This window comes from Nostoc sp. (assembly GCF_036917535.1).
Taxonomy (GTDB): domain Bacteria; phylum Cyanobacteriota; class Cyanobacteriia; order Cyanobacteriales; family Nostocaceae; genus Nostoc.
In genome coordinates, this window is the sequence record NZ_JBALDA010000018.1 from 1 (window position 1) to 11,417 (window position 11,417).

The following is an 11,417-nucleotide window of genomic DNA, read 5'->3' on the forward strand; positions in this document are numbered from 1 at the left end:
GAAAAGGGGATGCAGGCAGTGTCAACATTACTGCTAGAGATACTATCAAGTTTGATGGTGAAGCTAACAATGGATCTGACAGTGGGGCATACAGCCGAGTCAACTCTGGAGCAGAGGGGAAAGCCGGGGGTGTATCGATGAATACAGGCTCACTAGAAGTTATCAATGGTGCCGTACTGAGTGCCAGTACCTTTGGAAAAGGGGATGCAGGCAGTGTCAACATTACTGCTAGAGATGCTATCAAGTTTGATGGTGAAGGCAAGGATAAATTTAACAGTGGTGCATTCAGCGAAGTCAAGTCTGGAGCACAGGGCAATGCCGGAGGTGTATCGATTACCACTGGCTCATTAGCAGTTATCAATGGTGCCCAAGTGAGTGCCAGTACCTTTGGAAAAGGGGATGCAGGCAGTGTCAACATTACTGCTAGAGATACTATCAAGTTTGATGGTGAAGCTAACAATGGATCTGACAGTGGGGCATACAGCGAAGTCAAGCATGGAGCAGAGGGCAACGCCAAAGGTGTATTAATTACTACTGGCTCACTAGAAGTAACCAATGGTGCCCAAGTGAGTGCCAGTACGCTTGGAAAAGGGGATGCAGGCATTGTCAGGATTACTGCCACAGATGCTATCAAGTTTGATGGTGAAGGAGCTTATGATGGTGGGACATACAGCCCAGTCAACTCTGGGGTATACAGCCGAGTCATCTCTGGAGCACAGGGCAATGCCGGAGGTATATTAATTATCACAGGCTCATTAGCAGTTACCAATGGTGCGCGACTTGATGCCAGTACGTTTGAAAAAGGGGATGCAGGCAGTGTCAGCATTACTGCTAACACTTTTGAAGCTAGTAATGGTGGTCAAGTATCCACCATCACTTCTGGTGAATCCGACGCTGGTAATATTACATTCCACGTCAAAGACAACATTACCCTCTCTGGTTCAAAAACTGGTCTATTTGCCAGTACCAGTGAAGGTTCTATTGGTAATGGCGGTAGTATCATCATCGACCCCAGAATCATAACAATTCGAGATGGTGCTGCAATTGCCGTTGACAGTCAGGGAGAAGGTATTGGCGGTGATATCCAACTGACCGCAGACTTCCTCACACTAGAGCGAGGTACAATCTCTGCCGCAACTCGTAGTAACACAGGTGGTAATATCACTCTCAATCTGCAAGAGTTATTATTACGCGATCGCAGTCAAATCACCACCAATGCTGGCGTTGATCAATTTGGTGGTAATGGTGGCAACATCAAAATCACTGCCCCCAATGGCTTCATCCTCGCTGTCCCCAGCGAAAATAGTGATATCACTGCCAATGCTTTTACAGGCAGTGGTGGCAGAGTGGATATTCAAGCCACTGGCATTTATGGTATCGAGTTCCGTGAAAGTCCAACTCCCTTGAGTGACATCACTGCTAGTTCAGAATTTGGTACACAAGGCACTGTAGAACTCAACACCCCAGATACTGACCTTGACAGTGGCTTAGTGCAATTGCCAACAATACCAGTTGACACCCAAGTAGCTCAAGGCTGCTATAGTCCAGATTATGCCCAAAACCGATTTGTGATTACCGGACGCGGCGGTTTGCCACCCAATCCCCAAGACATTCTCACTCCTGATGCGCCTCAAATCGATTGGGTATCTGTTAAACCCACTCACAACAATCGTTCCATACCACCTGTTACGAGTAAACCAACTACCTCCACTCCCAAACGCATTATTGAAGCCACAGGTGCAACGCTAAACGCCAAAGGACAAATAGTCTTGAGTGCTAATTCATCTGCCGCACCCTACACTTTCAGACACAACCCTATTCAGTGTCATGGTCGCTAAAGTTACTCATATTTTGATAGTGTCCTGCTTACTGATGTTGTTCAACAGCCTGATAACTACACCCAGCAGGGTACAGACACTCAATCGCGTACAACCATCCCAAAACAATTCTCCCTCGCTTCCCCAACTTCCGCCACCGCAGGATGTCCAACCACCCTCACCCAAAACACCAACACTACCAACACCACCCCAACTTCCACCTCCATCCGAATTACTTCAACCTGGACAACCACTACTTAAACCAGATGAACCATTCCTGGAAAGATCGCAAATCTTCACAGTTAAACAGTTTGAAGTCATTGGTAGTACAGTATTCAGTCGAAAAAAGTTGACTGAGGTACTTGCTCCGTTTACAAACAAGCCAATAACATTTGTACAATTGTTAAAAGCTCGTTCCAAAATTACCGAACTTTATATTCAAGAGGGATACTTTACGTCTGGGGCTTACATTCCTGAACAAACTTTTGATAACAACGGTGTTGTGCAAATTCAGGTAATAGAAGGGAAATTAGAAGATATCCAAATAACTGGGACTAAGCGACTCAACCCAAATTATATCCGCAGCCGTATAGCCTTGGGCACATCCACTCCTTTGAATCAAAAACGCTTATTACAGTCACTACAATTATTGCAACTCAATCCTTTAATTCAAAACCTCTCTGCTGAACTGTCTGCTGGCTCACGTACTGGTGCTAATTTACTCGCTATTAAGATAACAGAGGCTGATTCATTCAATATACAAGCAGTCCTAGATAATGGTCGTTCACCTAGTGTTGGTAGTTTCCGACGCCAACTGCAAATAAACGAAGCTAACTTACTCGGATTCGGAGATAGTATATCGTTAACATATAGCAATACCGACGGCAGTAACACTATAGATACTAGCTACAGCTTACCTCTCAATCCCCACAATGGTAGTTTTACTTTCAGTTATGGTACTATATCAGCCAATGTCATTGAACATCCCTTCAATAAATTAGATATTGAATCAGCTTCCCAATATTACGAACTGACATTCCGCCAGCCTCTAGTGCAAACTCCTAACCAAGAATTCGCTCTTGGGATAACCGCTTTTCGCAGAGAAAGTGATGGCTATCAATAATTGCTGCACTTGGGTTCGGTTCTCGGTTTTCGATAACTCGCACCCACTGTTGAAGTTTATGGTTTATACGTTCCCACGTACCATCAATTCTCCACTTGCGGAAGTAATAGTACACTGTTTGCCAATTGGGAAAGTTGTGAGGCAGCATTCGCCACCTCGAAGCTGCACACAAAACATAGAAAATGCCATTAACTACCACACGTAAGTCAACTTGACGTGGGCGACAATTTAGATTTTGAGCTGGAATTAAGGTCGATAATAATTCCCACTGTTCCAATGTCAGGTCACTTGGGTAAGATTTAGACATAGCTCGTGTAATACTGTCGCATTTGTTTCTACTGACAGAGTACCGTTATGCGAGCCTTTTTTTACTTTCCAAACATCCTCTTAGAACCGAGCTTGGTGCAAAGAAGAGGACAGCCGCGTGGGCGGGTTCCCCGACTTGAGCGGACTGTCCGAGGTATTAGAATTAGTGGTTCCCTTTAAGTAGACCTCCAGTCAATGTGAGTAAAGAAAAAAAGAAGCAAGCTTTGTCAGATGAAAGGATTCGTAATTCTATTGAGGGAAAGTTTGGTGAGCCAGTGCGTTGGGCGGGTTCCCCGACTTGAAGCAACTGGCGAACCCGTAAGGGACAAGGTAAAAGAAGATTTAGCCTGGGTAGAGTGATGGCGAAACTGTCTCATACTTCTCTAACAGCAATTGCTATTACTTTTTTAGTAATGAATCTTTCTACTTACCTGTCACAGGTTTTTTGTGCCTTTTTATGTCTATTTTTCAAAAATAGACCTTTTTTAAAGATTGACATAATTTAGCGTTATGCTTTTGCAAGCTATAGGCAACAAAAACTTATCTTTGACCTTGCTTAAATAACTAGTCACCTCTTAAGATTGCTTTTTTATGACTTTTTCAGCAAACCCTAATTATTATTGCGTTCGCATAGCGTCTCGTAGAGAGGAGGAACGAGGTTCGCGCAGTGTGTCGCAGACAAGCAATCGCATTGACTCGCTCTGAGAAAAGGGGATTTTGCGATTGCTTCGCTTCTCTTTGCTACGCAACGCTAATGCGAACGCTCTCTACGAGACGCTACGCAAACGCAATGACATGTAAAAAAGTGGAATGCTCCTATGTAAACCGCTAAATCTTCTTTTTCAGAAACGTGGAAAGGACGACTTAGCGTATTTATTAAACATATTTCTTCAGAAGTTCTTTACAAGACGATGCGCGTAACTTGCTTCCCCATAAAGGTACATAGACTCACTACTGTTGCGCGCCAGTCAGACTCCAATTCCCACTGAATTCTGTTTTGATAAATAACTTTTTTCTTAAAAATTAGAGAAAACCCTCTCCAAGTTTTAATTTTTTCTTATTAGCTATCGGTGTGCAAGAATTCCAGGAGCATACGCTTCAATTACTTTGCCAGTGCGAGTGCAACTAATCATCAAATAGTCACAACTTGGGCATTGTGTCCGAGTTAATTGACTATCATAAATATAATAACGCTCTGCATGACTACCACAATTTGGGCAGTAAATCTTTTGTACTGTCTGCATTTTAGAACCCCTAGTTGTAATTATTTTTTATTTGGTAAAGTTACAAAGTTAACCATGAAAAATTTTGGTTCGATCCAACTTAACAAACTCTGTAATATTGGCTAATTATTTTAAACAAAATTTCAGGTTTGAAGACTTTTCGATATCTTTATTGTATTATCCTAAAACTTAAGTGATTTTACCCTCCTACTTTAGATACATAAATCGTTTTTTAATTAAATACTGATTAGAGATTTACTGATCCCTATAGTTAATGCCTTGAGAGAGCCTTGTTTATAGCCATTTCAGACGAAGACAAAAAAGCCGTTCTTGTATTCAAAAATTAAATTACAAAAATTACTGTATATTTTGTAACAAAATAACTATCTTAAGATTTAGTTAATATTTGCTGACAAAATTTATGAGATCAAATTCTAATGAAATAATTTAAATAAAACTACCAAACTTTATGGGGAGCGGCTTTCTTTGGTCAAAACTTCGGGAGCCGCTTAAAGTTCTCTCCAATAGCAGTAATTAAACCCGAATCATAGTAAGTATTGAGCCGAGATCCTTGTAAAATTATGCAACATGGTCTAAAAACTACTGCTATGTCTAGCTTTTAGCCATTTTTGAAAAACTTATGCTACACCAAAAATCATAAATATACGGTTGACAGGAGATGGGAACTAATTAAGACAGTTAAAACTTAAATACCAACTAATGACCCTAAGTTGGTGTGCGATTCGTTGATTACTGAATCTCGGTAACCAGCCCGTAAATAGGTAATCCAACCAGAAATGGTTGAACTCCAGACAGGATGGAGGTGCAAGCCCTCCCCTTCAAACTCAGAGGTGACTCCTTACCTGCCCACACCGAGTGGACTCGGAATTCTACAGAGTGAAGCTGGGAACAGGACGCAATCAGACGGTCGTTATGGGCTGACACTGGTGTTAACAGGGAGTACCCACGGTGAAATAGAACCTAGAAAAGCAACCTATTGGGAAGCAAGGCATAACATCAAAACCTTGACTTCGTCAGAGACAAAACCCCGCCAACGTTCACCAACGCGAGTGGCTTGAGTAAGGGATTCTGACGGTTGAATTGGTTACACTTAACGGTACAAACAATCTCATCTGGGGAACGAAGAAAAACGAATTAAGAGTCTTGAGACGGTCGAAACTCAAGTAGGTATGACGAGATACGGAAACCTCTCAATTCGGGTAGGATGCAGCGTAATTGCTGCAAGGTATTCAGAAAACACTCATTTGGAGCAGAGCATGATTAGACACGATAGAAATATTAGTGAATCCTGGGTAAATCTAACCTGGAAGAAATTCCGCAAAGATTTATTCCGCCTACAAAGAAGGGTGTTTAAAGCAGTTCGAGTTGGAGACAAGCGCAAAGCACGGTTTTTACAGAAACTTATTCTGAAATCTAGAGCGGCAAGGTTACTAGCCATCAGGCAGGTAACACAGCTAAATGCTGGTAAAAAGACTGCGGGTATTGATGGTAAAACGTCCCTCACTTTTGAAGAACGCTTTGCACTTGAGAAACTTCTCAAACTCAATTATTATAATTGGCATCATAACAAACTGCGTGAGATTCCAATACCGAAAAAGGACGGAAAGACACGTATCCTAAAAGTCCCAACTATTGCAGATAGAGCATGGCAAGCGCTCGCGAAATATGCATTAGAACCAGCACACGAAGCAACTTTCCATGAGAAAAGTTACGGTTTCAGACCAGGCAGAAGTGCTCATGATGCACAGAAAATTCTGTTCAATAACCTACGCTCCTACTGCAATGGAATAGATAAACGAGTAATAGAACTCGATATTGAAAAATGCTTCGACAGGATTTATCACACAACTATCATGGATAGATTGATAGCACCAAAAGGATTGAAAATCGGTATCTTCCGATGCCTAAAAGCAGGAATACATCCCGACTTTCCTGAACAAGGAACCCCCCAAGGTGGTGTGGTAAGTCCGTTATTAGCCAATATTGCCCTCAATGGCATTGAGAACATCCACCAATCGGTTAGGTACGCTGACGATATGGTGTTCATTCTCAAGCCAGAAGATTCACCAGATAGAATACTTCGGAAAATCAAGATTTTTCTAGAACTCCGAGGTATGAACGTAAGTGAAAAAAAGACCAAGATTACCGCTGCGACAGATGGATTTGATTTCCTCGGCTGGCACTTCAAAGTGCAAAGCAACGGAAAGTTTAGATGTGTTTCCTCAGTGGACAATTTCAAAGCTTTTAGCCAGAAAGTAAAAGCCATCGTCAACAACTCGAATTATGGCTCCAAGGTTAAAGCTGAGAAATTAGCCCCTTTGTTTAGAGGATGGAGGAATTACCACAAGTTCTGCAAGATGGATGGGACGCGAAACTCGCTGCACTTCGTCCAAAAACGAGCGTTTGAGGTGTTCAATAAGGAAGCAAAGAATACCCGATACTCTAGCAAGCAATTACTAGACAAGGCATTCCCAGCGATTCCCTACTCCGAAAACAAACATGTCAACGTCAGAGGAAATAAATCACCCTTTGATGGAGATACAACCTATTGGAGCGAGCGTAACAGCAAGCTCTACGATAGTGAAACCTCTTTTGCCTTAAAACGGCAAAACCATACCTGTGGACACTGCGATCTAAGGATGTTCAGTGAAGAACGTGTACATTTACACCACATAGATGGCAACCATAATAACTGGAAGATGAAAAACCTTCTAGCTGTACATGAGAGTTGTCATGACTACATCCACATAAGCAAGGGGAAACCCTAGAATATCGGGAGCCGTATGCCGCGAAAGTGGCACGTACGGATCTAACTGAGAGGTGCGGTGGATAATACCACCCATCGACTCAACCAAAATACACTTATGTAGTGACACCGCTTACAACCACGAGTAATGAATACTTTCAGCCACCCATTCTACGTAATGGCTCTAACGTAGAATGTTGCATGAATCACGAGCCAAAACGATAAGCCAACTATAAAATTTACGGACTTTAGAAGTATTTTATTTGCACTGATATTCAAAAATTTTCCGCAAAAGATTCTAATTGAGGATGTTATGTGGAAAGATTCTATGTTCCCAGCTTCAGCCTGCATAATTCCGAGTATGCTCACTGTGGGCAGATAGGGAGTCATTTGTCTCCTCAAAGGTAGGGTTTTCACCTACATCAATAGAACAGTTATATATATTGAAAGTCACTTTTCAATACATACTCTAGGCTGTTAATTCACCTAGAAACGAGTCGCACACGGGAAATTTCCGTATAATAAATAGTTCGGCGCTTCATGGTCTTGGTACAATCAGTTTGCTCCGCTTGCTAACAAACCTATTGGGGCACTTATGCACATAATGAATGTCATCGTGGTGGTTGCCATTGCCGCGGCGATCACGCCATCGTTGGGGAAAGCTGGAGGTCATGTGTTGAAAACTATTTTTAGCTCGAATCTCGCCGCCAATGGTGTTGCCACAACGCCCGGGGGCAGGATGTTCCTGCCGATCCAGCCTGAGAAACCTGGCGAGGGCCCTGAAGTTGTGGAAGTCCGTGATGGCCGGGCGACTCCTTATCCAGATGCGGCGTGGAACAACTGGAAACCAAACAACGATGGGCACGGGGTCTTTGTAGGCGTCAATGCTTTGCGCGTCGGACCTGATGGCAACCTATGGATTGTCGATAAGGGATCAACCGGAGTGGATGAGCCGCACGTTCCAGGTGGTCAGAAGGTTGTGCGAATTGATCTAAAAACCGACAAGGTCGTTCGGACTTATGAGTTGGCGGACGCAACGACGCCGACAACGTTTATCGATGATATTCGCTTTAATGGCCGGTATGCATATCTGACAGACGCTGGGAAACCGGGTCTAATTGTCCTCGATCTGGAGAGTGGCAAAGGGCGGCGCGTGCTGGACGGGCATTCCTCTACGGTCGCGCATTCAAAGCTCATGGCCGAGGGCCGTGAACTGCGCGACCCGAAGAATCGCCCGACAGTTATTAATGCGGATCAATTGGAAGTCTCGCCAGATGGTCGCTGGTTCTATTACCAGCCTTGCAGTGGAGGCATGTCGCGCATTGAGACTCGCTACCTGGACGATCCCTCGCTTAGTGACGCCAAGATTGCGAAGCACATTGAACATTTCGCTGACACGCCTTCGACCGGCGGGACGGCGATCGCCGCCGATGGCACCATCTACCTGAGCGACATTGATCATCTGAAGATTCTGAAAATCTCTCCCAGTGGCGACATTTCCACACTCGTCAGCGACGAGAGATTGACCTGGGTGGACGCGATGTGGATTGATGACAATGGTAACCTGCTGATGCCGGCCGCGCAGTTGAACCGGAGAGCCGCCTTCAATGGAGGCGTCGATAAGGTAGTCAAGCCGCTTAACATCTACTTGATGGCGATCGGGGCGAAACCGGTTCGCAGGTAAGCGACGCCTTTGCGGTTGATGCAGAATCTAGCTTCATCAATACCGCGCCGAACAAAGCATTGCAGCCGACGCCCGATCGGCGAGACTGCTAAAAATCAGCACCGCAGGGCGCGGCTGAATGCTGATGTTAGCCAGCAATCACATACAGCAGTCTAGACGTGACATTGAATTTTTTTTGCTGGCTAGCTTAATAACTCAACTCGATGATCTTTGCGATCGCCCCACCAAATAATCTCAAAACAAAACCCTCACCGATAAATTTCAAAGCTGAAGAACGCTAATGGCTCTCATCAAATTGTCTATTGATCCTCAACATCTCGGGCTAAAGATTCAACAAGATGATCGGGTATCTTGTTTGAGGTTTTTGGTTTATTGAGGTTTGAATTTCAGGGGGCGATAGGGGAGCTAAAGAGCTTGCTGTATAAGTGACATAGCTTTCAAACCCAAGCGATAAAACCTTCGATAACTTAAGCAGGCTAACGACCCAGCTCACCTGCGGCCGCGGCTTTGGGCGGCCGTCAGGTGCTGCGCCTGGTTCGGCGTGCCTTTGATGCGTTGGGCGGTCAAACGGTCGGGACAAGCCCCCCGTCAACCCGCAGGTTTGCTCCAGTGATGAACCCTGCGAGTGGGCTGCAAAGGAACGTGACCGCGTCGGCGATCTCCTCCGGCTCGCCGACGCGGGGCACGGCCAGCCCGAACCCCCGCGCGTCGAGCACTGCCCGCTCGACCTCCTCGCGCGTCCCGTGAAGCCCCCGCTGTTGTGCGAACGCCGCGAAGCTTCTTTCTAAGGCCGGGGTCCGGATCGGACCGGGTGAGACGGCGTTGACCGTCACGCCGTCCCGCCCGACCTCCCGCGACATGGAAACCGTCAGGTTGTTCACCGCGGCTTTCGCGGCCGCGTACGCGCCGGCGGACGAACCCGGCAACTCGCCGGCCCCGCTGGAGATGTTGACTACCCGGCCCCACCTCTGGGCACGCATCGCGGGTAACAAGCGGGCCGCGAGCCGCACGATGGCGAGTGCATTCCGAGCGTACACGTCCGCCCAGTCGTCGGCGTTTGCCGCCTCCCACGATTGCCCCGCCCCACCGCCACCGCCGGCATTATTGACCAACACATCGACAACACCGCCGAGCAGCCGCGACGCGTTGTCTGCCACACGGACGGCCTCGTCGGCACGAACCAAGTCCCCGATCACCACGACGGCCTGCCCTCCGGTAGAGCGGATCGACTCGGCGACCTCGCCGGCCCGGGCCGCGTCACGCCCGTGGACGGCGACAGATGCTCCTTCGCGTGCAAGCCTCCGTGCGATCGCCGACCCGATCCCGCTGCTACTGCCCGTAATCAAGGCACGCTTGCCGACCAGTTGAAGATCCATGATACCTCCGTCGGTACTCCCTCGCCGAACTATTTATTATGCGTTATTATGCGGAAACTTCTATATAACTACCCCTTAGGCGAGTGATTATAGAGAATTTTTATATATAACATTCATCTAAGGGTATTATAGGGAATTTTTCTGTGTAACTACCTAAAATTAGCTGATTATATAGAATTTTTCCACATAACATCCTCTGCGTAGAATCTTTTGCGGAAAATTTTTGAATATCAGTGCAAATAAAATACTTCCAAAGTCCGTAAATTTTATAGTTGGCTTATCGTTTTAGCTCGTGATTCATGCAGCATTAAACGAAGGGGCTATTTTGTGGAATACACGCCTAGAGTGGGACAGATCCTTTGTAATACCAATACCAACTTTTAACCGAAAGCTGGTAAAACTGCATCAATCCGGCATACTCGCGGGAACGCTAATCCTTGCTTCATTGAGTTTCGCCGTATGTCTGCGCTGGATACCTTGCCAGATAGCCAATCATCAAAAGTTGGTAAAACGCAAAAAAGTGAGTTTGTTGTCTCCAGACGCAAGTCTCCGAATCAACGCAAATATGAGGATGTGCGATCGCGGGAATTATTTGTTACCCGAAGAAGTGGACGCGATGATGAAAGCCATCAAAAAGTATAGCGACAGACACGCGTATCGTAATGCAACACTGGTTCAGCGACGGGATTTTTTCTGGGTGACATTAATCAATCCCAGTTGGAAAGGAGCTTTCTAAGATTGTTTCGGTTGATTTCTTTCTTTGAACAGAAGTTGCTTAATCCTATCCCCTGTCAACCGTATATTCATGCTTTTTGGTGTAGCACAAATTTTTAAATAATGGCTAAAAGCTAGACACAGCAGTAGTTTTCAGACTATCTTGCATAAGTTTATAAGGATCTCGGCTCAATACCTAGTAGAGCAAAATTTAATATCCTTTTGATAACTGGTCTGTTTTTGACATCTTAGAGAGAACTTATGGGAATATATCCGTTTGAGTACGTACTAAAGTAATTCTCGTTTACGGGTGTACCTCACGTAAACGAGAACCGTTATAAAGGCTCACTACCTCCCCATTACTTAGTCCCTAGTAACGTAAGTTGCTAGTTAGTGTCCATAAACTG

Annotated in this window: 8 protein-coding genes and 2 pseudogenes; 7 read left to right on the plus strand and 3 right to left on the minus strand. The window is 45.3% G+C overall.

From position 1 onward, the window contains the following. Both V7K56_RS06165 and V7K56_RS06170 read left to right on the plus strand, forming a co-directional pair. Nucleotides 1-1,838 (plus strand): annotated as a pseudogene (locus V7K56_RS06165) (S-layer family protein); the annotation flags it as partial. Next, entirely contained in the window at nt 1,828-2,940 is a 1,113-nt protein-coding gene (locus V7K56_RS06170; protein WP_334908611.1) for a ShlB/FhaC/HecB family hemolysin secretion/activation protein, read from the plus strand. The pseudogene V7K56_RS06165 and the gene V7K56_RS06170, both read left to right, overlap by 11 nt. On the opposite strand, the gene V7K56_RS06175 is transcribed toward V7K56_RS06170, so the two are convergent. Next, complete coding sequence (locus V7K56_RS06175) at nt 2,879-3,247, minus strand: transposase (RefSeq protein ID WP_334908613.1); 369 nt, start codon at nt 3,245-3,247, stop codon at nt 2,879-2,881. The two genes, V7K56_RS06170 and V7K56_RS06175, sit on opposite strands and share 62 nt — an antisense overlap. Before the next feature lie 149 nt (nt 3,248-3,396). On the opposite strand from V7K56_RS06175, the pseudogene V7K56_RS06180 reads away from it, so the two are divergent. Further along, nucleotides 3,397-3,752, plus strand: a pseudogene (locus V7K56_RS06180) (transposase); the annotation flags it as partial. Between the two features lie 558 nt (nt 3,753-4,310). Here the strand turns inward: V7K56_RS06180 and V7K56_RS06185 are convergent. After that, on the minus strand, nt 4,311-4,490 hold the full coding sequence (locus V7K56_RS06185) for a replication restart DNA helicase PriA (RefSeq protein ID WP_334908615.1): 180 nt from the start codon (nt 4,488-4,490) through the stop codon (nt 4,311-4,313). 830 nt (nt 4,491-5,320) lie between these two features. Between V7K56_RS06185 and V7K56_RS06190 the strand changes: the two genes are divergently transcribed. The 3 genes from V7K56_RS06190 (at nt 5,321) to V7K56_RS06200 (ending at nt 8,920) form a co-directional block, all read left to right on the plus strand. Then, on the plus strand, nt 5,321-5,548 hold the full coding sequence (locus V7K56_RS06190) for a hypothetical protein (protein ID WP_334908617.1): 228 nt from the start codon (nt 5,321-5,323) through the stop codon (nt 5,546-5,548). Between the two features lie 198 nt (nt 5,549-5,746). Continuing rightward, nucleotides 5,747-7,258 carry a reverse transcriptase domain-containing protein gene (locus V7K56_RS06195; protein WP_334908619.1) on the plus strand — a complete coding sequence of 504 codons (1,512 nt, stop codon included), beginning with the start codon at nt 5,747-5,749 and terminating at the stop codon, nt 7,256-7,258. Between the two features lie 582 nt (nt 7,259-7,840). Next, nucleotides 7,841-8,920, plus strand: coding sequence for an L-dopachrome tautomerase-related protein (locus tag V7K56_RS06200; RefSeq protein WP_334908621.1), 1,080 nt, complete (start codon nt 7,841-7,843; stop codon nt 8,918-8,920). Between the two features lie 563 nt (nt 8,921-9,483). On the opposite strand, the gene V7K56_RS06205 is transcribed toward V7K56_RS06200, so the two are convergent. Continuing rightward, the gene (locus tag V7K56_RS06205) at nt 9,484-10,296 is read right to left on the minus strand and encodes an SDR family NAD(P)-dependent oxidoreductase (RefSeq protein ID WP_334908623.1); all 813 of its coding nucleotides are present in this window, start codon (nt 10,294-10,296) and stop codon (nt 9,484-9,486) included. 459 nt (nt 10,297-10,755) lie between these two features. Here V7K56_RS06205 and V7K56_RS06210 point away from each other — a divergent pair, with 459 nt between their 5' ends. Beyond that, nucleotides 10,756-10,938, plus strand: a complete 183-nt coding sequence (locus V7K56_RS06210) for a hypothetical protein (RefSeq protein ID WP_334908625.1) — start codon at nt 10,756-10,758, stop codon at nt 10,936-10,938. Nucleotides 10,939-11,417: the final 479 nt, after the last annotated feature.

Bases quoted from the DNA above. Each gene is read 5' to 3' on its own strand.
- V7K56_RS06205 (WP_334908623.1), bottom strand. From the start codon at position 10,296: ATGGATCTTCAACTGGTCGGCAAGCGTGCCTTGATTACGGGCAGTAGC.
- V7K56_RS06200 (WP_334908621.1), top strand. From the start codon at position 7,841: ATGAATGTCATCGTGGTGGTTGCCATTGCCGCGGCGATCACGCCATCG.
- V7K56_RS06185 (WP_334908615.1), bottom strand. From the start codon at position 4,490: ATGCAGACAGTACAAAAGATTTACTGCCCAAATTGTGGTAGTCATGCA.
- V7K56_RS06195 (WP_334908619.1), top strand. From the start codon at position 5,747: ATGATTAGACACGATAGAAATATTAGTGAATCCTGGGTAAATCTAACC.
- V7K56_RS06210 (WP_334908625.1), top strand. From the start codon at position 10,756: ATGTCTGCGCTGGATACCTTGCCAGATAGCCAATCATCAAAAGTTGGT.
- V7K56_RS06175 (WP_334908613.1), bottom strand. From the start codon at position 3,247: ATGTCTAAATCTTACCCAAGTGACCTGACATTGGAACAGTGGGAATTA.
- V7K56_RS06170 (WP_334908611.1), top strand. From the start codon at position 1,828: ATGGTCGCTAAAGTTACTCATATTTTGATAGTGTCCTGCTTACTGATG.